The organism is Bradyrhizobium australafricanum (assembly GCF_020329495.1).
In the GTDB taxonomy this organism is placed as follows: Bacteria; Pseudomonadota; Alphaproteobacteria; order Rhizobiales; family Xanthobacteraceae; genus Bradyrhizobium; species Bradyrhizobium australafricanum.
Window position 1 is genome coordinate 14879 of record NZ_JAGKJL010000004.1, and the last position, 22794, is coordinate 37672.

Genomic DNA, 22794 nt, shown 5'->3' on the forward strand with positions numbered 1-22794 from the left:
CGATCCTCATTCAGCGGGAGCGGGCGCGCAGCTGCGCATAACATCACAGAGAGACACATATTGTCGGGTAGCGTGAAGGAAACGCTCGCCGGGAATTTCGAGCTCTGCGCCGGTGATCGCGCGCGCCGCCTGCATTCCCGAGATCACGGCTGTTTCAACGCATTCGGTGTTGAAGCCGGTGTCGATCCAGGTTCCGGCGAGGTACAGGTGCTTGAAGCCGGACTCGTCGGTCTTCAGGCGCCAGGCGCTGGTGCCGGCCGCCGTCGCGACACAGCAGTCCCAGGGACTGATATTGGCTTTGACGTGCTGAGCCCTGATCCGGCGATAGCCGTGGCGATCCTGATCGTCGTAAAGCACGGTCCAGTCAAACGCACCATTCGTCATCACCTTCGGCCAGATGAATTTGGCCTTGTGCTCGAGCCAATCCAACGTCTTGAGATAGGCGAGCAGATTTGCCATCTCCTGGGCATGCCGGCTTGTCCGCGGCGCTGCGTACAATTTCGAAGGGAAGACGTCACAGAGGTAGTGAAGCGAGTAGGGAGGGTCGCGGCGCTCATACCGCAGGAGCTGGAACATGTCCGCCCAGATGTCGAGAGGATTGGGGCCTGACACCAGCGCGGGCTTTTGTCCGGACCAGCCGAGGCCGGCAAGCGAGCGCGTGCTCCAGAGCTGAACTGCGATGCTGGGCACCAGGCGAAGCTTTGCCGCCATATTCCAGAAGCCGGTGCTGTAGTTGTAAAGGTCGTCGAACGGCTCGTGCTTCGCTTCAATGCCAGATAGGCCTGGTCCGGGCGGTCGCTCGACACTCTTGTTGCCCGTGAACTTCTTGAAAGCGCCGAGCGGTATCGCCAGGACGACATCGTCGAAATCGTCGACTCGTGTCTTTACGTCGGTGCCGACCCGCTCGTTGCACCAGAACGATTCAAAATCAACGCAGCCGTTCGGGGGCACGTCGAGGTGAAGCCAGTCGGGTTGGCTGCTCCAGCCGGACAGTCCATCGCCAATCGGCACGGTCCATTCATAGCCGGACTTCGGTATCGCCTGCACGTCAAAGTGCAGTGAATCGACGGATCGCCCATCCGACGAGACCCTGATATCGGTCAGTTTGTGAAAGAACCGAAACTCGACGTCTCGCTGCTTGAGTATCTCGAACAGGGGAGCGACAATCACTTCGCCCGCACCGGCCTGCAGCTCCCACGCCACGGCTCCCTGATAGGTTCCGAGTGCTCGAAGCAGGACCTGGACCGCGGTTCCTGCGCCGTAGCTCGCGTTGGCGATGTCTCCGTCCGGATACTGAAACATCGTGTCGTAGAGCGCTCTCACCATTGGCGACTGCTTGACCAGTAAGGGCTCGGCGCCATGACGAACCAACCAGCGGCGAAAGTCCTCGCCGTCCATCTGCTGGATGGATCGTTGCTCAATCACGATGTCGTCGAAAATGCCGTCCACCAGCGGCCACGCTAGTCGCAAGGCCTGGTCGAACAAGTGACCGGCTGCGGTATTCGCAAAGGTCATATGACAACTGGCGCCAGCAGCGCCCTGAAGCACCCGGCGGACTAATTCCATGTCCGCGGGGCCAAACGAGATCACGTCTTCGTCGAGATGCAACAGCCATGCCGAGGCAATCTCCAGACAGGTCCTTGCCGTCACCACACCGAGTAGTCTTGAGGGGGGAAACCGCGGGTCGTCGCGCATTTTTATCGTTTCGATCGAAACTTCGTCGAGCTTGACGATCGGCGAGTCTGACCCAAGCGCATAGTCGTGGAAGTCGATCAACAGCCCTATCGCGTGCGACAGACAATTGGCGATGCTGAGGTCAGCCGGTTCTCTGCCGGGTATACCGACTTTCTTCGATGTCGGGAAGTTGACGTCATACACGGTCGGCTTGGCCCCATCGGGATCGCCGATCGGCGTGTAAGCCTGTGGGAGAATCAAGGTGTTCAAATCGACTTTCGCTCCCTTCCGCGGCAAGTTTCGGTAAACCTCAGCCAACATCTGGAAAGCGTTCAGGTAGTGGCCGAACCAGATATGCAGGCCATGCTCGATGTTGCGGCCCTGCGCATCGCGCCCGCTGGCGCACTTGCCTCCGAGCCGCCATCCCAGCTGATAGACCGTGACGTGATATTGCTTGCGCAATTCCGATGTAAGGCTGAGCTGATAGGCGGCGGAAAGTCCCGCCATTCCGCCGCCCACGATGATGATGCGGCGCTGGCTCAAGCCTGTCTCCATTGCGACGACGGCGATGGATGGACACGTTTCAGTTCGGCGAGCTCCTTGGCGGCGCCGAGGCGTTCAAAGATGTCGGCCGCCTGCCGCAGGCGAGACTCACGCTCAGGATCGCTCGCGCTGGTCGCAAGGCCGATTCGATAGATCGCCTGCGCCTGCTCGCGGGGGGTTTGCAGCAGCTCGGCCACTTCGGCGGCGCGCTTCCAATTCTCGAGCGCCCGCGCCGGTTGACCGGTCAGGAAGCACAATCGGCCGTTCATTAACAGACTGTAGAGACGGCAGATCGGCGATGTTCGAGCCAGCCGGGAAAGCTCCCGGCACGCCAGCTTCGCCTGGCTTTGAATGTTCGAAGAGACTGCGCCGGAAGCTTGCTCCCAATGGCTCAGTAAGACATCGGCGATTCCTGCCGGCCCGAAGGCATATCCGCCCCACACAACGCCGCATTCGCGCAAGATCGGAAGTCCCCGTTCCGCAAGCTCCAGGGCGACCGCGGCCTCGCCGCGCTCGAGGTAGCCGGCCGCGGCCACGCCGGTGCAAAGCAATTGTTCGGTGCGGATCAACCGCTGGCCCGCCAGCGCTTTCAGTTTGTCGAGGCATCCGGTATCGGCCCCGCCCCGGGTGATGTCGATCAATGCCCGTAAGGAAAGACTCCAAGCGCGGATCTGCGGCGGGGAATCGTCGGAGAGTTCCGCGAACAGCCTGGCAAGCCGCTCGTCGGCGAGCGAAATATATCCCCGCAACAGCGCGATGAAGATCAACATCGTCTCGCTGTTCTGCGCACGCTTTCGGTCTCCCAGGCGCTCGTAACAACGTCTTGCATGTTCGCCATGCGCCTCGGCATTGTCCCATTCGGCGAGGCCATAAGAGAGAACGCCGAGCACGAGTCGGACCCGCGCGATCTCGGGCAGCGAGCCGTAACCTTCCGCAAGTTGGATCGCGCGCGCTGCGTAGCTGCGACCGATCCCCACCATGCCGGACATCCCCATTCCGAGCGCCAGCGCGCTGTATCCTCGAATCGTCTCCGGGGTCGCGCCGCATTTTTCGGCCAGGTTCAACGAGGCCAGGGTTCCGTTGAGCACGGCCAGCGAGTCATTCTGGTAGAAATACTGTTCCGACAGAAATTCGTGCATATGAGCGACGCGCTGCATGTCGGACCTGTCCTGCTCAGCCAGGGCCACTTGTTTCGACGAAGTATACCGTAACCTCAACTGGGTTGCGGCGTTGCGAACAAGCGCGCCGATTCGTTCGGTCTTGCTCGCCGGAAGACGATGACCAAGCAACTCCATCGCGCGGTGGTAGTGGTTGGCGGAGCTCTCGTAGTCCGACAATTCGTGACAAGCGTCACCGAGGATGACCTCCCAAGCCGCCTTGCGGCTGCGTCCGATCTGGATTGCTTCGCGCTGCGTGAGATCGAATAGCTTCTCCACGTAACGGATCGCTTCGCGATTTGCCGAGTTGTTGCGCGACTGTTGCGCCGCAAGCTCGAGGTAAGTGATCGCCCGCAACGGCTCGCCGCCAAGCTCGAGATGCCTTGCCAGGCGCGCATAATTCGGTTGCAGCTCCTCGGCGTGATGCTGCTCGATGAAGCTGGCAATCCGCCGATGGAGGGTTTTTCGCTGCGCAAAAGACAAGACATGATAGGCAACCTCCATCGTTATGGAGTGCCTAAACACAAAGGAAAGTGGCCGCGTATCGCGATCGAGTTGCAGGAAGTCAAATTCGATCAATCGGCGGATGCATTCCGCCTTGGTGGCAGCGGACAACTCCGGGACGATTTGATCCAGCAGCTCGGAGGAGAAGGCGTCGCCGACTGCGCTGGCGGCCTTGAGCACCAGCTGGTCGTCGAGCGATAGCAGGTCGATCCGGCTGACGATTGCGCGTTCGACGCTGGTCGAGAGCGAGATACTGGAATCGGCAAGGCTCTGTTCATCGAACGAGCATATCCCCCGCGTAACCTGAATCTTTCCAGTGTCCCTGAGCGCGAGCGCGAGCTCCTCGCTGAAGAACGGATTTCCACTGGCATGACCGTAGACATATCGCACCAGTTCCGGCGGAACCTCGGACGATCTCAGGCGCCGCTTCACCAGCCGCCGCACGTCGTCGCGCGACAGCCGGTCGAGCCGCAGCTGCAGCGATGAGGCGAGTTCGACGGCAAGACGCTGCTCTGCGATCGCTGTCGTCTGGGTCCGCTGAGTAACCACGATCAGGAAGTCCGAAAGCCGGCGCGCGACGGCGCCAAGCAGTTCGATCGAGGGGCCGTCGAACCAGTGGACGTCCTCCATCAGGAGGATGCGAACGCTCGATCGGCGCAGGATGAAGATCACGAGTTCTTCGATCGCGCTCGCGCGAGCCGAGCCGACGATCTGTTCGGTGAAGGCGAATTCGGAAAATCCGAGTGGAATGACTTCTTCGAGCAGCGGAAGCCAATTCAGCAGCGACTCGTTTTCGAGCAGCGCTTCCGACAATTCGCGTCGAACCCGCGGTCCGTCGCCCGGTCCTTCAAACTGCAAGATCTGCCGCAATACGGCGCGCCACACGAAATAGGGCGTCGATCGTTCGATCGCCGTGGCATTTGCAACCAGGACGGCGTGATTGTCGGCCTGCGCCGATCCGATGAAGTCTTCGAGCAGGCGCGATTTTCCGATGCCGGCTTCGCCTGCAATGAGGACGAGCTTACCGGTTCCCGTCTTCAGACCGTCGAGACAGCTCCTGAGCATCGCGGTTTCGCTGACGCGGTCGATGATGGTGCGCCGGGGTGGAGCATGGAAATCGTCGGTCACTGCCGCGGGACTGAACGCCAACATCGATGCGCCCGTCCCCTTGACCTGGAGATGTGGCAGCAGGTTGAACACGATCCTGCGCCCGACGGCTTGGGCCGTCGTGGCGTCGCAGACGACGTCGCCCTGTGCGGCCTCGGCGAAATGCGCGGCCACATTGATGGCCTGCCCAAAAATCCCGAATGTCCTTTGATGGAGGCCGCCATAATTGCTGCAGAACAGGCGGCCCGTCGCCAGGCCGACAGAAATCGGAATGGCCTTCGCTTCCAGCTGGCGACGGAGGCGCAGACACGCCTCGACTGCCCTGAAGGGATCGTCTTCGTGGGCAAGCGGAGCCAATCCGAAGACGAGCGTAAGAGTCAGGCCCTTGTCGTCCATCAGGACCTGATGAACGGTTCCCTCGAGCCGTTCGGCGATTTGCTGGACGTCAACGACGAAGGCCTGCAGTCTCGTCAAGAAATCATCATCGAAATTGAAATCGGGGAGGCCGACCCGCGCCACTGTGAGCGTGCGAAACTCGCCGACCCAGTCGCTGGCATCGGCCTTGTCCGTGTGGCTTCCGAAGGTGGTGCGGTCTATCGGTGCGACGGCATCAGGCGAGTTCATTCCAAGGAGCCGTGCTCCATAGGGCATGGGCTCGAGTTCGCACGAGCCCGTCAACAGCCGCGCGGCGTTTGCACACAACGCGATGTCGCCGATCGCGGCCTTCTGATAGGCGAGGCCGATGCTGTAAAAGGGTTCTCCGGCTGCAACATAGTGCCATTTGTCCTGCCAGCCGCCGAGCCTGCAGAAGAACACTTCGCCGGTTTCCACCGCCGTACGCGCACTGATCGCTTCTCGGCCCGGCCCGGCGGTCATGGCCTGTCGCAGCGCAAGGCCGCAGTGCACGGCCTGCGCGGTAGCGACGGCGGCGTCCGGATCGACCCAAATCGCGAGAATGGCGTCACCGGCGAAAGCGACGATGTCGCCTCCCTCGGAATCAATCACGTCGGCCAGTATCGCAAAGCAATCGTTGATGAAGTAGGTAAGGCTTTCAGCGCCGTCGCCGGCAGCGCGGTCGGTCTTCGCTGTGAAGCCGGCAATGTCGATAAGCAGCACTGCCGCGGTCCGGGCGTCCGCGCGAGGGTTGTTTGACCACTCCTGAGACCGGAGGCGTGCATTCACCCATTTTGGCGTGTGGGCGGCTTGCTCCCTCGCGACAGCTCCGGCAGGCATTGCACGACCTCGGCTCAATGGAGCCGGAATGGAACCCTGTCTTGGAGAGAAAATCAACAAACCTGCGGTTCTCGGACCGCCGGAGACCGTCAGCGGTCTTGTCCAATGTCTAAAATGCCTTTTATCACCTCGGCGGCATGCGGGCTGTGGGGTGGCTCACAATGATCGTCAAACTTCGGGTCCGTTCGTGATCCGGAAAGAACGCGACCACAGGCGATGACCTTGTCACTCACACGCATGTCGACGTGCACATGACGGGCCGGCCGAGCCGTGCGCATGACGCGGCGCGAACGCGCGCCAAAGGACCGTCACTGGCTCTCTTGGCTTTCGACGCTTTGCTTTCGTTCCAGTCTTCATGAGGCTGCGCCTTCTGAACAAGCTCGACTTCCAAATTGAGGCTCAACCTATTGAAAACACTGGGCCGGGAAATGACGGGGCGATCCCGGCAGGAGGGATATCCCAAGCAAATTCAATGGCATGGACTTGATAACCCCGCCAATGCCGCCATTGCCTAGCGTTTTCGTTGCGGTGGCTACCGTGTTCGTCGCTGAAAGGGGGTATCAGCGCGAACAAAACGGACTAGCCGTTCTGCCCGTCGCGGGGGGCTGCCGGACTGCAGGGATTGGGTGGTTTTCAGTGCTGTGGGTTGACCAGGATCGGCTTACTGGTCGGGACTGCTAGCCCGTCTCCTTGGGCCGTTCGAACGTCTCGATACTTGCCGAAATTTGCGGAAATCGCCCTTGCGACGGGCGACCCGGGAAGGTCACCGACGCTCCCCGACCTCTCCCGACTGGCGGGGCGCAGGCGCTACAATCTCGAACCGGTGCGCTTGCCAGTCTATGCTCAAGCCGAGCTGTCCTGCCGCCATCACCGCAGCCCGGGCCAAGATCCCTCTGTAGGTGGGGTAGGCTCAACCGCGACGTTCAGCCGCTTCGTGTCTGCGACCGAACCCACTGCCAAAACCGCAAGCGAGGCTTCAGCATCCAACCGGGCTCCATTCTTCGTAAAGACCGTGCGCACGCCATCAGGTGTCTTCGCGAACGCCTCGATGGTGCCGAAACTCTCGTATTCTGAGCGTTATGGTGTCATTTGTCGTTGCCTCGCAGCTCATGCCGATGCTTGCGATTTTGTTGAATCGAGAGAAGCGATGCCGTCACTCGCAACGTCGACAATCGAGCGTCTGCGTTGTGGAATTCAACCTGAGGTTAGTTGGCCCTCCGGACATGGCCGAAGACTCCTTCGCCATTGTTTTGACGGACAGGCGTGTGACGAATGCTGCCAAGAGAGTAGCGAAGCTCCGGCCGGCAATCCCGGTATGCATCGAGGTGAGCAATGAGTTCATTCGAGGCTTTCCCGTCAGCTCTGCACGACCGTGACTTGGGAGGGGTGTCGTGTGAGATGGCTGCCCACAGCGCCAGGCGGGGAGATCCAATCTCACAACGCAAGCGGACGTCGATTCGACCGGTCTGGTTATGCATCTTGGCGCTGGCGGTGGCCGCGTTCGGCTGCGGCGTCCTTCACGCCCAAGGTGCCGCGGCCCCTGACAAGGAATTAGTCGTGGCGACCAAGCAGGCCCCTCCATTTGCCATCAAGCAGCCGGATGGGAGTTGGAGCGGTATGAGCATCGCGCTCTGGAAAAGGATCGCCGATCAGGCACACCTACGTTTTCGCCTGGTCGAAACCCAGAGCGTGCCGGATTTGCTGGACGGCGTCGCAAACGGCAGATTCGACGTTGGCGTCGCGGCGGTTACAGTGACTGCCGAGCGTGCGCGCAAGGTCGATTTTACACAGCCGTTTTACAACACCGGACTCGGCGTTGCGGTGCCGGTCACCGAAAACCCCTGGGTCGCGATCGGACGGGCGCTTCTCTCGTTCGGATTCTTCCAGGCGGTCGCGGTGCTGCTTGGTTTCGCAATGGCGGTCGGATTCCTGATCTGGATGCTGGAACGGCGCAAAACGGAGCACTTCGGTGGCGGCGCCAAGGGACTCGGCTCCAGCTTCTGGTGGTCGACCATCGCCATGACGCAAGCCGGGGCCGCTCAGAATGCGCCGACAACACTCCCCGGCAGGATCGTGGCAATGGGATGGATGATCGCTTCCGTGATCGCGATTGCGGTGTTCACCGCCGGTATCACCTCCACCCTGACGCGCAGAGGGCTCGAGGGCGCCGTTCACGGCTTCAACGACCTGCGTTCCGTGCGCGTCGGCGCGGTCGCGAACTCCGCGACGACCGACTACCTCGCTCGTCAGCGGCTTTCGTTTCGAACGTTTCCGGACATCCAAGGCGGCCTCTCCGCGCTGGGGCGTGGGACAATCGATGCCTTTGTTCATGACAAGCCGTTGCTGACCTGGATGGTTCGCAGCGACTTCTCGGCCTCGGCTCGCGTCGTCGATACCAGCTTCAGCAGCGAGAGCTATGCGATCGTACTGCCCAAAGACAGCGCCTTGCGGCCGATGCTCGATCTCGCCGTACTCGATCAAATCGAAGGTGATTGGTGGCAGCAGACGGTGTTCGAGACGCTTGGAAACGCTCAATCTCGCTGACGATACCGTGCGAGGAGCCCGGTGCGTTCAGTGCTGTCAGGGCCTCATCGTTGCAGCGGAACCGACAAAGTTCCGAACATCGGCCTCGCGAGCGATGCAAACCGTCAATAGCCCTGTGCGTATGCGCGAGTTGCTGTTCCACCAAATCAGCTTCAAGCTTGGTTCATCCTCGGCGTGGCGGCTTGGCGCATTTTCTAACATGGCCCCCAAACCACGTGCGTGAGTTGCCGTTGCCGAGGAACTGCTCCAGCGCGCCTTGTCCGTAGGCCGAGTTCGATCCATCGGCCAACTACGCGGGCCAATCATTCCCATCTGAGCGGCCTTCCTATTGGCGCGGTCTCAACCTGTTGTCGGCAACTGTGCTGGCGCGAGTGCGTTCCATGCTTCTGCGAGATGTTCTTCGGTGCCGCGACTGGCGCCACCGGGCACGCAACGTGAGCGTGATTTCCCAACCGTCGCGTCCGTGCCTGACCAGCATTGTCGACTATCGGGGCCGGCTGCCCGCACGCTTTGATTCGTGCAGCACTAGAGTTGATCCTTTTCTCTGCCGGAGCGACTGGCATTTTCGACATCATCCTGACCGCACATCAAGCCGCCCCAACAGGCGATGGTCTCGAAAAGGAGGCCGCGTTACACGCGCGCGCACATCAGTGCGCAGCGCAGTTCCACGAAGCGAGGTTGAAAAAAAGCGCAATGGGTTTGTGCGTCGATCAATCTCTGCAATAGGGCATCAAGCACTTGAACGCAGCAGCCGTCGAGTGGCTTGCAAGTTGAAATAGGAGACCGGGTTGCAAACACATTTTTCGCGCATCAATCAGTCCAAGGCCGTCTTCGATGATATTTATGCCCTGGATGATCCCAGGGCATATTTCTCTGTCCTGGGAGATTTGGATTACATGATCCCGGACGTGGCCGAGCCGGTTGTGCGCCAAATTCTGGCAGCGAAGGTTTCGGAAACCGGCGTCAAGCCGACCGTGCTTGATGTTGGCTGTTCATACGGAATCAACGCAGCGGTGCATCGGTTTCCACTGACTTTCGGGGGCTTGCGCCATCGCTACGCCCGGCGCGAGATGAGGGCGATCGGTTCTGAGACATTGGTGCGTCTCGATCGCTATTTTTATGCGGCTTGGCCGGACGTCGGTCTCGCGCGATTTATCGGTCTCGATGTATCGGCGCCGGCGATAAGGTATGCAACGGGTGTTGGTCTGCTTGAGCAGGGCATTGTCGCAGATCTTGAAACGGAGGCGCTCTCGACCGACAGCGCGCATCTTATCCGATCCGCGGATGTCATCATGTCGACGGGGTGCATCGGCTACGTCACCGAGAAGACGTTCAGCAAGATTCTCGATGTGACGGAGAAGCGTCCATGGATCATTTCGTTCGTGCTACGAATGTTCCCGTTCGATTCTCTAGCCGCGACGTTCGCGAAGCGTGGCCTTGTGACGGAGCGTCTTGCCGGCGCGACTTTCATCCAGCGTCGTTTTCGCGATGCTGAAGAGTTTGAAAGCTGCTTGGCCAGCCTGGCGGCTCTTGGCATCGATGCCACCGGTCTTGAGTCGGAAGGGCTGTTTCACGCCGACCTGATGTTGTCCCGCCCTGAGGCGGATGCGCGCGCCGCTCCCCTGGAAGACATTGTCACTGTTGCCAGCGGCAGGGGGCGTCCGATCGGACCGCGTTATGTCCATGTTGAGGGTGACGACGGCCTGCAGGTCGCGTTGGAGCCGTGACGGGCTCGCCTTCCGAAGATGGGCGTGGGTGTGACCCAGGGACCTGCGCATCCAAGCGGATCATGCCCTGACTCCCGCTTGGTCATTTTCTGCCAGTTCTGCAGTCTACAGGGAGGCCCTGTTCATGACAGCTTCGCCGATTTCGAATCCGTCTAATTCCGTGCCGTATATCGAGATCGATGCTGTATCGAAATCCTACGATGGGGGGCGGAGCGTTGCTGTTTCCAACGTATCGCTCGACGTGCAGCAGGGTTCACTGGTCGCGCTCGTGGGCGGCTCGGGATCCGGCAAGACCACACTGCTGAAGACCATCAATCGACTGGTCGATCCTGACGTTGGAGAAGTCAGGATCGACGGAGTCCCTGTCAGCGAAGCCGAACCGCCGATGCTGCGGCGGAGCATCGGCTACGTCTTTCAGGGGATCGGTTTGTTTCCGCACATGCGCGTTGCCGACAACATTGCCGTAACACTCAAATTGCGTGGCTGGCAGGCGAGCGAGATCAAAGCGCGGGTGGCCGAAATGCTGGATATGGTGGACTTGCCGCAGGATTACGCCGGCCGCTTTCCGCACATGTTGTCCGGAGGTCAGCGCCAACGGGTTGGCGTCGCGCGTGCAATCGCCGCCCGACCACGCATTGTTCTGATGGACGAGCCGCTGGGTGCGCTCGATCCTGTCACCCGCGACAGCCTGGGTTCTTCCTACCGCGAGCTGCACGACCGGTTCGGCATGACGACCCTGATGGTGACCCATGACATCCAGGAAGCTGCGCTGATGGCTGATCGAATCGTCGTCATGAAGAACGGCCGCGTGCTCGCGGACGATACGCCGCACACATTGATGATGGGCTCTGGTTCCGACGATCCGGACGTGACCGCCTTGATGGAAGTGCCGCGACGTCAAGCGGAACGCATCGCCGCGCTTGCGACCAGGAACGGATCTGCCCGTGCCTGATGCCGGCGCGGAGCTGCTTTCCAGTGCCCGATTAGACGCTTTGTTTGACGCCTGGCGCCTGCTTCCCACCTATCTCACACCACATATTGTACTTTGCGCCACGGCGCTGGCGCTTGGACTGCTCGTCAGCCTGCCGCTGGCCGCCCTCGCAGCGGAACGACCATGGCTACGTAGGCTGGTGCTTGCCATCGCCAGCTTGATCCAGACCATACCGGGACTTGCGTTGCTCGCACTGTTCTATCCGCTGCTCCTTGCGCTCTCGACATTGACGGCACGGCTTTTCGGCTTCGGCATCCCCGCGCTGGGATTCTTGCCGACGCTGATCGCATTGACGCTCTATGCGATGCTTCCGATTTTGCGCAACAGTGTGGTTGGCTTGAACGGCGTCAGTCCAGCTATCGTCGAAGCGGCAGAAGGCGTTGGTATGACGCCTCAGCAGATTCTGACACGCGTCAAGGCGCCGCTCGCCACGCCTGTCATCATGGCCGGGGTGCGGACTGCAGCTGTATGGACGATTGGAGCAGCCACGCTTTCCACGCCCGTCGGCCAAACTAGCCTTGGCAATTACATTTTTACGGGGTTGCAAACCGAGAACTGGGTTTCCGTGCTGTTCGGCTGCATCGCCGCGGCCGGGCTTGCTCTGATCACCGACTTCTGTCTCGGTCTTGTGGAGACAGGGGCGTCTGGACGCAGCAGGAAGCGTGTGTTGTTCGGCATCGCCGGGCTTGCTCTCGGTACGCTCGCCGGTTTCGCGCCGCTGCTCTCGAACGAAGCAGAAACCTATGTCATCGGCGCGAAGAGCTTCTCCGAACAGTTCATTCTGGCGGACCTGATGGGTGACCGGCTGAAGGCTGAAGGAGTCGGCGTAACGCGCAAGGATGGGCTCGGTTCGGCTATCGCCTTTCGCGCGCTGGCTCACAATGACATTGATGCTTACGTCGATTACTCCGGCACGCTCTGGCGCAACGTTATCGGTCGCACCGACATGCCACCGCGCGAGGAGATGCAGGCGGAGATCGTCCGCTGGATGAAAGCGGACCGGGGCGTCACGGTACTCGGCGCGCTTGGTTTCGAAAATGCCTACGTTCTCGCGATGAAACGGGAGAGAGCGCAGGCACTAAACGTCAGGTCGATTGCCGATCTTGCTCGTGTTGCACCTCAACTCACCATCGGCGATGACCTTGAGTTCCTGGGGCGACCGGAATGGCGCTCGCTTAAGGATGCCTATGGTCTGTCGTTCAGAACGCGACGCTCGTTCAATCCAACGATCATGTATCACGCTCTCGAGGCCGGCGAGGCCGACGTCGTCTCCGCGTTCTCCAGCGACGGGCGTATCGCGGCGCTTGATCTGCTCGTACTGGCTGACCCGAAGCATGCGATACCTTCCTATGATGCGCTGATCCTCATCTCGCCAAAGCGTGCCGCCGATGCGCGGCTGAAGCGAGCACTTGTTCCGCTTGTCGGCTCGGTGCCCGTTGAGGCGATGCGCGCCGCTAACCTCATGGTCGACGGTGATACGGACAAGGCTTCTCCGGCAGAGGCGGCGCGAGCCCTGGCAAAGGCCGTGCATTTGCAGTCGCGATAAATACGCGAACACGATCAGGGGCGTTCTCGTTCGAGGTTCGACCATCGCAGATGGGGCGCGCTAGAGGTCGCGAACGAAATGGCGCGCCTTGCAATGAACGATCAGTTCGGCAGCGTTTTTGCCATGACGCGAGGCCCCGGCTCAAGCTGGGGGCATTCGGATTCATAATGACGCCACGAATCGTTGTCACGAATGTACAACCGTATTTGGGGATGACAATGCGGGCAAAAAGAGTGGAAAGGGCGGTTGGTTCCAACCAATCGCTACTTGAGCTGCTCCAGGCAGAACTTGCAGCCCTCAATTCGCAAATCGAAGCGGTTGAAAAGACGCGGGCAGAAACCCAATCGATCGATGAGTTGAGAGAGTGTGCGATCCGCGCTTGTCGACGGATTGACGAGATTCGTTCCATCGTTGCTGCCGAACAGTCGAACGACGCGCCCAACAGCGCAACTCGTGAATCTCCGTCTACGGTTGCTCGTTGAAGCATGTTCGAGACGCTGTTCTAGGTATCGCCGGCCGCGTGGTCCGTCTCTCGGATTCCTGAGCAGTAGACGCGATCAAGGCGCTCGCCAAACGGGGGCGGCGATGCTCCGCTCGCTCGTCTGCGGCGGTCGTCCTGAAGGCGAGGACGAATCTCGACTTGCGCCATGCGCTTGGGCACCAGCCCTAACCAAAATCGTCCCTTAGATCCCGACAGCCGCGCGTGTCGCAATCAGCCAACTTCCGGGTGTAGCGCGATCAGCAAGATCGCCACCGCGACCACTGCGAGCCAGCATTCAGCGGCGATGATGGCCCATTCGGTGCCTGTTCGATTTTTCATTGGCGCCACCTTTTTCGACGGCTCCGACGTGAGTCTGAGGGGCTTCAACGTCGAAGCTGTCTTCGCCAGTGCTTCGGCCTATCCGAGTTTGATGCGCTGTGGGGCTCGGCTGATCCGAATGACGATCAGATCACACTCGGCCTTGGATGGAAGTGCACTTTGTGCCAACGCAACTGGTTCCGCTGTCCTGCTTGTATCATGGTTCATGCACAACGCAGGTCGTCCTTCGTGCGGCACCCAATTGTGTTGCCGCCAGTGCATTCCAAGCCAGGCCGAAGCTCAGTCCGATGGACGACACTTGATCCGCGTTGAGCGCAAGCCTGATTTCCCATCCGCGTCCATGCTGGCGTGAAATCAAAACCTCGGACGACCCAAATCCGCGCACGTCGCGTTTCCATTCGCGCAGCATTAGAATCAATTCCTTCTCTTCCGCGCTCACTTCTATTCTGGACATCGCCATCACCGCATCAAGCCACCCCAACCGGCAAAGCTATTGAGCGCCTCAACGCCGCGTCAACACGCGCGCGTGCATATCCGACATTGGCACTCGATGGCTGTCACCCATCTCGCAAGCTCCGCTGACGCAAGCGACGGCCCCGACGTGCTGTCTGAGGGCCGCGCCGGAGCCGTCTTTGCCAGTATTTCGGATTGGCCGAGCCGATGCGCGTGCTCGGTCGATCCGATGTACGCAATGAGATCACAACCGCCTCGTGATGGGATGTGCAGTCCGTGCCAACAGCACCGGTTCCATGGTCACGATTGCATCATAATCAATCAACAACCAAAACACCCACGTGTGTTGCTGTTCCATCGAATGCGTTTCACTTTGCATTCTCCTCGGCGGTGGTGGGCGACTCATGATCCAGCACTGGACTCGCAAAGTGTGTCGGCTAGCACTCGCCGGGGAACGGAGGCCATGATGAAACGCTGCGACCGCAAGCGCTCCGACATGACGCCGTGCGTGATTACCGACGGCGCGGATGCCTATAGCTTCGAGAGCGATCAGGACACTCAGCCGATCTGCGTTGGCTGCGGTCGCAGCCCGCAAGTTACAGGCGTGGCGCCACCCGCCGATTGGGCTGAGCAGGTTGCCGACTATCTGAAGGCCGTGCAGATCAGGCAGCGGCGCTGAAGCTTCGCAGCGCGCGGCGCCCACGCGGCAAATCCGACCGGCCTGTCCAAATAACCAGCCCGGCCGAACCGCTCGCAACGGGCCTCCTGTTCGCGCTCCATCAGCCCGATGAGCGTTAGCTGCCATCGTCCCTTGGAGGTCAGTTCCATGACGCATTGATCGTCGTGCGTCATGTCGTCACGGATCAGTCCGTCAACGTGCGTCAATCGACCGCGCTAGAGGCTTCCAATCCAGGAGGAACCACCGTTCCAACGAAAAAGCTCCGGGCCTTTGTTTGGCCCGGAGCTCTCATGTCGCTTGGAGTTAAGCGAGCGATCAGTACCTGGCGACGGCCGGGCCGCCCAGGTTGAACCTGTAGTTCAAGCCCGCCTTGATGGTGTGCTGGTCGTTGCGGAAGCTGCCGATAAAGCCGAGAGAATCGGACACGTTGACGGTGCCGAAGTCATAGTACTGGTATTCGAGCTTGCCCGACCAGTTCTGGGTAAACATGTATTCGAGACCGGCACCGACGGTGTAGCCGTCACGGCCGCCGTCGCCGCCGAAGCCGTTTGAGAAGCGCGTGTCAGCCCAGGCATAGCCGCCCTTGACGTAAAGCAGCGCCGGACCCCAAGTGTAGCCGAGGCGGCCGGTTACCGAACCGAGGCCACGATTGGCGAAGCTCGAACTGGTATCCAGAAAACTATAGTTGGCTTCAAGACCCAGCACCCAGCTCGGCGCGAACTGGTAATCATAGCCAGCCTGCACGCCGCCCATGAACACACCGTCGTTGCCACCGCCGAAGCCGGGGGCGAGGACGTTGTCGTTGCCACCGAACGCACCACCGACGTGACCACCGATGTAGAACCCGGTCCAGTTGTAGATCGGGGTCGGAGCAACATAGGGCGGAGCCTTGGTGTAGGGCTGAGGCGCGAGATCAGCCGCGGAAGCGGGCGCGACCGCGCCGAGCGCGATCATGCTGGCGGTGACAAGCAGAATTTTCTTCATCTTTTTCATTCCAACTTTCTTGTACTAGCCCAGCCCCAAGTTCATCGCCTATCAGACACGTGCGGAATTGCTGTAACTTGGCTGCAACAGGCGGCGCCAAACGCGGGCTGCTCACGGCAAGGGCGAGAGACGCTTGGCGTTAGGCGAGTTTGGAATTGGCGTTAGGCGAGTTTGGAACTTTCGTGACGCGCATTATGCATTGCAGATCACGTCCCGGCGCAACGCGTCGGTGGATAGATGACTATCTTCGCATGGAACTGGGGCGAGCTCGAAGACGACCGAGAGCGAAGCGCGGGCCTGCGGCGCTTGTCGAGCCAAAAGGAAGAGTCACTATCGGCCTTCTGTCCCGTAGCGGAACGAAGTGGGAGGCCCCGACGCTTACCAGCCCCGCGCCGCGGTCCGTTTGCGTGCGCGCAACACCCCGCCCGATATCTCTGACAGATTGATCCAGCGATAATGCAGGGCAGCGTCCCGATGATAGGAGTCCTGAACCAGGCTGTGTCAATCACCGGAGAGGATGTCGCAGCAGACTCGTCCGATGAGCCACGAAATAAGGCCAAGGGCGGCGATCACGACTCCAACTATTGGGGCAAACGCCACGTAATGGCGACAGGTTGTCGATTGGGGCGCTACGTAAGCCTTCTCGTTCGCTGGACGGTGCCGTTCTCGTGAAAACGGCGTGCTGTGCGTTCGGCCGGAGTAAAGTGCCCGTAATGCGGCCACATTCTCTGCGCTTGCAACGCGAACTCGGCTTCGTCGCTCGCGCTGAACTAGGAGCGCTTTTCGAGCCGCGGCCGCGGCCCTTCGGTGATGCGGAACCGGGACAGCACGTCGGTGCGAATGGCGCCGCGGAGGATCTTGCCGATTCCGTTGCGCGGCAATTCGTCGAGGGCAATCAGCAGGCGCGGACGCTTGTAGTCGGTCATGTTCGGCACCACGCGATTGATGCGCTCCTCCCAGCCTGGTGCGGGATTTTCCACCGCTGCAAGAATGACCTCGCCCCAATAGTCCGAGGGAATGCCGACCACCGCGACTTCCGATGGCTGCAGCGCCGGCGCAAGCAATCGTTCGACCTCTTCCGGCGCTACTTTGTAGCCGCCGGATTTGATGACGTCGGCGCTACGGCCGGTGAGGTGCAGCCGGCCGCGTGCATCGAGATAGCCGAGATCGCCGGTTTCGTGGAATTCATTCGGTGCGAGCGCGCTAAAACCCTCGGCGGTGAGATACCCGGTCATCAGGTGTTGTGCACGGATCAGAACCTCGCCGTCGCCGCCCGCCGCGGCGGGCCGGCCGTCCTCGCAGCGAATGACGATCTCAACACCGGGAGCGGGCCAGCCGACGCAGGCGTCCTCGCCTCCGGATGCATACCAGGACTCGGTCTCCTCGGCTTCGAGCACGGTGATCGGATTGAATACTTCGCTCTTGCCATAGGTGACCCGCACCACGGGGCCGAACATCTCCTTGACGCGCGCGTAGAGCGTGGGCTTCAGCACGGCCGTGCCGCAGAAGATCGTGCGCAGCGACGAGAACTGGCGCGTGCCCGCGGCAGCCACGATCTTTGCCAGCACGGTCGGCGGCGCAAACATGGCATCGCATGCGCCGCGTGCGAGGATATCAAGCACGCGCGCCGGGTCGACGCCGTCGAGCAGTGTCACGGCCGCACCCGACGACAGATAGGCATGTGTCATCAACGAGGAGCCGTGCGAGAATGGCGTCATCAGCAGGACGTTGCTGCCGGCGTCCGGGCGGAACGGCAGGTTCGCCCGCAGCAATATGTTGGCCGTCCAGCGGCCGATCTGGCTGTGAACCGCGCCTTTCGGGCGTCCGGTGGTACCAGAGGTGAAGACGATACGCGCCGGCGCGTCGCCGTCGACCTGCAGGAAGGCGGCCGGATCCAACGCGGTCCGTTCGATGCTTTCGACCTCGATGATGTTCGGACTGCCGGCGGCCTTTTCGGTCGCGAGGGCCGCGCCGGTGATCAACAGGCGAGCGTTGGCGACCGCGAGGCAGTAAGCGCGTTCGTCGCTGCTCAGCGCAGGGTTGATCGGGACTTCGACGGCACCCGCCAGCATGACGCCGAAAGTGGCCGCAACGGCGTCGGCGCTGTTGCGGAACAATGTAGCCACGGCATCTGCCGGGCCGATCCCGGCCTGCATCAGGGCATCCGCAACGCCGGCGGCTTTGGCGAACAACTCCGCATAGGACGTTGTGCCGGCGGCGTCGACGACGGCCGGCCTGTTGCCGTAGCGGAGCGCGAGCGCGGAGAATTCGCCGGCCCAATGGATTGATTTCGATGACATGCTCGAACTCTCCGTCGAGACCATCCGCGCTGCTAGCCCGCGCCATAGACCAGATTGGGCAGCCAAAGCGAAAGCTGTGGGACATAGGTGATGATCGCAAGGCACAGCAGCAGCAGGCCGGGGAACGGCAGAACGCCGCGCACCACTTCGGTGACCGGCGCCGTGGAAATCGTGGCCAGCACGTAGAGGTTCAGTCCGACCGGGGGATGAACCAGCGCGATCTCCATGTTGTGGGTGAAGACGATCGCGAAATGGACGGGATCGATTCCGAGCGGCTTCAGCGCAGGCGCAAGGATCGGCATTACCACCAGCAGCGTGGCGGCGACCTCGAGAAAGCATCCGAGCACGAGCAGCAGCACGTTGATCGCGAGCAGGAATTGCCAGGGATGAAGCTGGTTGTCGAGCGTGAACTTCACCAGCGAGGCCGGGATGCCCGAGTCCGTCATCCAGTGGCCGAATGCCAAAGCGGTCGCGACGATGATCATGATCGTCGCGGCGCTCTTGATTGCCTCGGCGATCACCTCGAGCGTCTGGCTGACCTTGAAGCCGCGATAGAAGAACAGGCTGACGAGAAGAGCCACCGTGGCCGAGACCGCAGCTGCTTCGGTGACCGTCATCAGGCCGCCGTAGATTCCGACCATCACGATGAAAGGCACGCACAGCGCAGGCAGGGCATTGAGGCTCATCCGCACCAGTTCGGCGCGTGGCACGGACGGTTCGCGCGGCAGCTCGTATTTGTGCGAGTAGTAGAACACCCAGCCGAAGAACATCGCTGCCTGCAGCAGCCCGGGCATGATGCCGGCCAGGAACAGGCGCGGCACGGACTGCTCCGCGATCAGTCCGTAAAGAATCAGCGACAGGCTGGGAGGAATCACGATGCCGATCGTGCCGGAAGCGCCGACCACGCCAAGCGCAAAATGACGCGGATAGCCGCGCTCGATCATCGCCGGCACCAGAATGGTGCCCATGGCGAGCGCGGTCGCAACTGAGGAGCCGCAGATCGCGGCAAACAGGGTGCATGACACCACCGTCACGAGACCGAGTGCGCCCCGCAATCGTCCGAACCAGGCGATCGCGACATCGACCAGCGCCTTGGCGACGCCGCCGCGCCGCATGAATGCGGCGGCCATCACGAACAGGGGCAAGGCCATCAGTGTGCTGGAATTCATTTCATCGGCGATCTTCTGCGCGATCGCCACCAGAGGCTGGTCGCTGAAGCCGAACAGGACCGCCGCGCAGAGACCCAACACCAGAAAGATCGGCATTCCCGCGCAGAGCAGCCCGAAGAACATCAGCAGGAAAAGCATCGTCCACATCGTGTCGGTCTCGCTGTAGCTGGACCTGAAGCGTCCCGATGCGGGACCACGACGGTCAGTTTGCCGATGGCAGATCGGTCATCAAGACGGCTGACGTCGCCGCCGATCGCTCAGTGATCGTGAACGGCGATGACCATGGTGGCGGGATCGAAGCGGAAGACGAGCAAATATAGCTTGATGACGTAGCGCAACAGCATCAGCACGGCGCCGGTCAGGATGGCCGAGTAGTAGATCCACATCGGGAATTCGAGGCCCGTGATGCTGCGCTCGTCGAGGCTGCGGGCGACGTCGGCAACCTGGAAGCCGCAATAGGCCAAGCCGCCACAAAACAAGATCGCGACACAGCAGTTGAATGCCTCGACCCATCTTTGCCCTTGCGGCGGCAACAGTCGCAGCACGACGTCGGGCCTGACATGCCCATCGGTCCGGACCAACTGGCTCGACGCCAGAAATACCGCCCAGACCGTCAGATAGACCACTACCTCCTCGCCATTGATGAAAGCGAAATTCTTGTTCACGTAACGGCCGATGACCTGAGCGGTCCCGACCGTCAGCGCGGCGGCACCAAGAACTCCTATCAACAGGAGTTCAAGCCTGTTCCAGATCTTCATCATGGGTGGCAATCAATGGCCGACGGTCGTTACGTCCGCCTGCACCTGCAGCAGCAAGGCGGGCGAAATCCGCAACTCCTTCGCGATGCCGTCCTGCAAAGGCAGCATCTTGGCGCGGACCGCAGCGAGCGCGCTCTCGGACGGCGAAACGAACACGATGCCGTTCTTTTCCAGCGTGTGGCGCGCCTCGGTCTGAGCTTCTTCCATACTCTTGCGGTAAGCTTGGATGTTCTCCTGCCAGAGGTCGACGACCAGCTTCTGGAGATCCGGCGGCAGCTTCTTGTAGAAGCTCTCGCTGATCATCGGCACGTAGAACCCGACGAATTCGCGATCCGCAAATCCATATTTCACGCCGGATTCCCAGAGCTTTGCGCTGGCAAGGCTTTCATCGGTCGAGCTCAGCCCGTCGAACGTGCCTTGCGAGAGCGCCAACGGTACGTCCGGCCAGGCTGTGACGTTCGGCGTTGCATTGAAGAACTTGGCCCGCGCCGATTGTCCGGCACCGCCGGAGTTGCGGATCTTCATGCCGGACTGATCGGCGAAGTCGCGGATCGCCTTGTTGGTGCTGTAGGTGTTTTGATATCCGAGCTGCAGCCAGGGGCCGAGCAATTTGACATCGAGCTTGCTCTCGAATTGCTTGTTGATGATCTCGCCGATCTTGCCGTCGGCAGCAGCATAGACCACCGGATAGGGCTGCCCGAAAAATGCCGGCAGCTGGAAGACGTCTGCATCGGGGACGAAGCCGGTCAGCACCCAGGTGCCGGGGATCGCCATCTCGACGGCGCCCTGACGCAGCGCCTTCACCACGTCGCGGTCGCGAAACAACTGGCCGCTGTGGAACAGCTCGGTCGTGATCCGGCCGTCGGATTTTTCCTGCAGCTTCTTCAGGTAGTCGGCGGCAGACAATGTCCGTCCGTGTGTGGCCGACGTGTCCACCGAAGCCCGCAGCTTGAACTGAGTTTCGGCTGCTAGCGCTCCCTGGCTGCACTGAATCGCAAGCACGGCAAGCACGGCCGTCACGGCGCCCCGCATCATCGAGTTTCTCCCCTTGGCCGTCGTCTTCTGTCCGCGACGGGTCACGGAAGCTAACGGGCAGGCCAGGTTGATTCAAGTGGAACGTTTCATTGCACAGGGGTGTCGGTAGCGGCGTGTCGTTTGGAGTTCTGACGGATCGTTCGATCAATAGTGCAACATACTGTTATTATTTATATTTATTGCATGTCCGGAACGGTGGCTCATCTCAAGCATAGCTGATCTGCCCTATTTTTCATGAAACGTTTCATTGACAAGGCGACCTCCGCGCGCCTAGCGTCCCGGCGCCGAGCGATACGCGCGGCCCCGGAGCGGAACGCTTCGGGTTTCCACGCAACAAGTGGACGGCGCATGAGCCGCAACAAATTACGGGGGGAGTGATGAGCACTACGCGGAGAGATCTGCTGTTGTCCGGCATCGCCATCGGCGCTGCGCTGGCCAGTTCGAATGTTTCGGTGATGGCGGCGGGACAGGAATTGACGCTCGGCGTCGTCGGCGTTCTGTCGGGTCCCGCTGCGCAATGGGGCCTCGCGCTGCGCGGTGCGGTCGAACTCGTCGCTGCCGAGGCCAACCGGGACGGCCTGATCAAGGTCGACGGGGCGCCATGCAAGGTCAACGTCGTTGCCATCGACAGCAAATACACGGCCGAAGGCGCCGCCGCTGCAGCCAACACGTTGGCAGGGCAGGGCGTTAAATTCATCATCGGTCCGATCGGCTCGCCCGAGCTCACCGGCGTGAAGCCGATCGCCAAGCGCAATTCGATGCTGGTGATGGGCAACGGCTACGCCAAGGATGCGCTATCGCCGCAGTTGCCGCTGGTCTTCCACATGGGGCCGGGTCCGTCGGGCTGGGCCGAGCCGATCATCAAGATCGCCAAGCAGAAGTTCGGCATGAAGAGCGTGGTGCTGGTCGCGCCGAACGACCAGGGTGGCACGGATATCGCGAGCGTCGACGCCGACGCATACAAGAGAACCGGCATCACAGCTTCCGAAGAATATTATCAGCGTGGCACCACCAATTTCGCGCCGATCGTGACCCGGATCATGAACGCGAAGCCCGACGCCGTCGATCTCGCTTCATCGCCCCCTGGCGACGCCGGCATCATCGTGAAGCAATTGCGTCAGGCTGGCTTTGAGGGACCGATCGGACGTCTCGGCGGTCCGGGATACACCGAAATCTCCCGCGTCGCCGGTGGCGACGAGGTGCTGAAGGACTTCTATTGGTACGAGCCGGTTCTCATCGACGAGAAAGTGCAAATGATCGCCGACGAGTACAAGAAGCTGCTCGGTGCCGAACGGCCGGAAAACAATCTGTTCTTTCAGTGGGTCTCCGCCGCCCGCATGGTAACCAAAGCCATCGCCAAGGCCGGTACCATCTCGGACACGGCCAAGGTTGCCGAGGCCCTGCGATCGTTGCCGGTTGAGGATCCCAATATCGGTCCCGGACACTGGATCGGGCAGGATTTCTTCGGCATCAACCAGGAACTGTCGTTCCCGTTCGGCGTCGGACTCGTGGAAAAAGGCAAGCTGCAACCGACCATCAGGGTCGAAGCGGCCGGCGGCAAGTAGCGGGT

General features: G+C 61.0%; 15 protein-coding genes. 7 read left to right on the forward strand and 8 right to left on the reverse strand.

All coding sequences use genetic code 11. The features are described from left to right. Nucleotides 1-6 precede the first annotated feature (6 nt). Nucleotides 7-2217, reverse strand: coding sequence for an NAD(P)-binding protein (locus J6525_RS05475; RefSeq protein ID WP_225642625.1), 2211 nt, complete (start codon nucleotides 2215-2217; stop codon nucleotides 7-9). Further along, nucleotides 2214-6101 (reverse strand): AAA family ATPase, encoded by a 3888-nt coding sequence (locus J6525_RS05480; protein ID WP_312009740.1) that lies wholly within the window; start codon nucleotides 6099-6101, stop codon nucleotides 2214-2216. Before J6525_RS05480 ends, J6525_RS05475 begins: the two co-directional genes overlap by 4 nt. A 1674-nt stretch (nucleotides 6102-7775) precedes the next feature. On the opposite strand from J6525_RS05480, the gene J6525_RS05485 reads away from it, so the two are divergent. The 5 genes from J6525_RS05485 to J6525_RS05505 all read left to right on the forward strand — a co-directional run bounded on the left by J6525_RS05485 (nucleotide 7776) and on the right by J6525_RS05505 (nucleotide 13508). Then, nucleotides 7776-8762: a transporter substrate-binding domain-containing protein gene (locus J6525_RS05485; RefSeq protein ID WP_225642628.1), complete on the forward strand. Its 987-nt coding sequence runs from the start codon at nucleotides 7776-7778 to the stop codon at nucleotides 8760-8762. 788 nt (nucleotides 8763-9550) lie between these two features. Continuing rightward, nucleotides 9551-10489 (forward strand): class I SAM-dependent methyltransferase, encoded by a 939-nt coding sequence (locus tag J6525_RS05490; protein WP_225642630.1) that lies wholly within the window; start codon nucleotides 9551-9553, stop codon nucleotides 10487-10489. A gap of 124 nt (nucleotides 10490-10613) precedes the next feature. Further along, nucleotides 10614-11441 carry an ATP-binding cassette domain-containing protein gene (locus tag J6525_RS05495; protein ID WP_225642634.1) on the forward strand — a complete coding sequence of 276 codons (828 nt, stop codon included), beginning with the start codon at nucleotides 10614-10616 and terminating at the stop codon, nucleotides 11439-11441. A 40-nt stretch (nucleotides 11442-11481) separates the two neighbouring features. Further along, nucleotides 11482-13026 (forward strand): ABC transporter permease/substrate-binding protein, encoded by a 1545-nt coding sequence (locus tag J6525_RS05500; protein ID WP_249795927.1) that lies wholly within the window; start codon nucleotides 11482-11484, stop codon nucleotides 13024-13026. Nucleotides 13027-13193: 167 nt separating this feature from the next. After that, entirely contained in the window at nucleotides 13194-13508 is a 315-nt protein-coding gene (locus J6525_RS05505) for a hypothetical protein (protein ID WP_225642638.1), read from the forward strand. Between the two features lie 534 nt (nucleotides 13509-14042). On the opposite strand, the gene J6525_RS05510 is transcribed toward J6525_RS05505, so the two are convergent. Continuing rightward, nucleotides 14043-14306 carry a hypothetical protein gene (locus tag J6525_RS05510; RefSeq protein ID WP_225642640.1) on the reverse strand — a complete coding sequence of 88 codons (264 nt, stop codon included), beginning with the start codon at nucleotides 14304-14306 and terminating at the stop codon, nucleotides 14043-14045. Between the two features lie 456 nt (nucleotides 14307-14762). Between J6525_RS05510 and J6525_RS05515 the strand changes: the two genes are divergently transcribed. Then, the gene (locus J6525_RS05515) at nucleotides 14763-14978 is read left to right on the forward strand and encodes a hypothetical protein (protein WP_092081554.1); all 216 of its coding nucleotides are present in this window, start codon (nucleotides 14763-14765) and stop codon (nucleotides 14976-14978) included. A 315-nt stretch (nucleotides 14979-15293) separates the two neighbouring features. Here the strand turns inward: J6525_RS05515 and J6525_RS05520 are convergent, their stop codons facing one another. The 5 genes from J6525_RS05520 to dctP all read right to left on the reverse strand — a co-directional run bounded on the left by J6525_RS05520 (nucleotide 15294) and on the right by dctP (nucleotide 21224). Continuing rightward, nucleotides 15294-15962 carry an outer membrane protein gene (locus tag J6525_RS05520; protein ID WP_057017476.1) on the reverse strand — a complete coding sequence of 223 codons (669 nt, stop codon included), beginning with the start codon at nucleotides 15960-15962 and terminating at the stop codon, nucleotides 15294-15296. 770 nt (nucleotides 15963-16732) lie between these two features. Then, a complete protein-coding gene (locus tag J6525_RS05525) occupies nucleotides 16733-18262 on the reverse strand; it encodes a class I adenylate-forming enzyme family protein (protein WP_225642642.1) in 1530 nt (509 codons plus the stop codon). Nucleotides 18263-18294: 32 nt separating this feature from the next. Further along, nucleotides 18295-19578 carry a TRAP transporter large permease gene (locus J6525_RS05530; RefSeq protein ID WP_225642644.1) on the reverse strand — a complete coding sequence of 428 codons (1284 nt, stop codon included), beginning with the start codon at nucleotides 19576-19578 and terminating at the stop codon, nucleotides 18295-18297. A 110-nt stretch (nucleotides 19579-19688) separates the two neighbouring features. Beyond that, the gene (locus tag J6525_RS05535) at nucleotides 19689-20192 is read right to left on the reverse strand and encodes a TRAP transporter small permease (RefSeq protein WP_057017373.1); all 504 of its coding nucleotides are present in this window, start codon (nucleotides 20190-20192) and stop codon (nucleotides 19689-19691) included. Between the two features lie 9 nt (nucleotides 20193-20201). After that, the gene (gene dctP, locus J6525_RS05540) at nucleotides 20202-21224 is read right to left on the reverse strand and encodes a TRAP transporter substrate-binding protein DctP (protein ID WP_225642646.1); all 1023 of its coding nucleotides are present in this window, start codon (nucleotides 21222-21224) and stop codon (nucleotides 20202-20204) included. 377 nt (nucleotides 21225-21601) lie between these two features. On the opposite strand from dctP, the gene J6525_RS05545 reads away from it, so the two are divergent. Beyond that, the gene (locus J6525_RS05545) at nucleotides 21602-22789 is read left to right on the forward strand and encodes an ABC transporter substrate-binding protein (RefSeq protein ID WP_225642648.1); all 1188 of its coding nucleotides are present in this window, start codon (nucleotides 21602-21604) and stop codon (nucleotides 22787-22789) included. Nucleotides 22790-22794: the final 5 nt, after the last annotated feature.

Bases quoted from the DNA above. Each gene is read 5' to 3' on its own strand.
- J6525_RS05495 (WP_225642634.1), top strand. From the start codon at position 10,614: ATGACAGCTTCGCCGATTTCGAATCCGTCTAATTCCGTGCCGTATATC.
- J6525_RS05505 (WP_225642638.1), top strand. From the start codon at position 13,194: ATGACGCCACGAATCGTTGTCACGAATGTACAACCGTATTTGGGGATG.
- J6525_RS05510 (WP_225642640.1), bottom strand. From the start codon at position 14,306: ATGGCGATGTCCAGAATAGAAGTGAGCGCGGAAGAGAAGGAATTGATT.
- J6525_RS05515 (WP_092081554.1), top strand. From the start codon at position 14,763: ATGATGAAACGCTGCGACCGCAAGCGCTCCGACATGACGCCGTGCGTG.
- J6525_RS05520 (WP_057017476.1), bottom strand. From the start codon at position 15,962: ATGAAGAAAATTCTGCTTGTCACCGCCAGCATGATCGCGCTCGGCGCG.
- J6525_RS05525 (WP_225642642.1), bottom strand. From the start codon at position 18,262: ATGTCATCGAAATCAATCCATTGGGCCGGCGAATTCTCCGCGCTCGCG.
- J6525_RS05530 (WP_225642644.1), bottom strand. From the start codon at position 19,578: ATGTGGACGATGCTTTTCCTGCTGATGTTCTTCGGGCTGCTCTGCGCG.
- J6525_RS05535 (WP_057017373.1), bottom strand. From the start codon at position 20,192: ATGATGAAGATCTGGAACAGGCTTGAACTCCTGTTGATAGGAGTTCTT.
- dctP (WP_225642646.1), bottom strand. From the start codon at position 21,224: ATGATGCGGGGCGCCGTGACGGCCGTGCTTGCCGTGCTTGCGATTCAG.
- J6525_RS05545 (WP_225642648.1), top strand. From the start codon at position 21,602: ATGAGCACTACGCGGAGAGATCTGCTGTTGTCCGGCATCGCCATCGGC.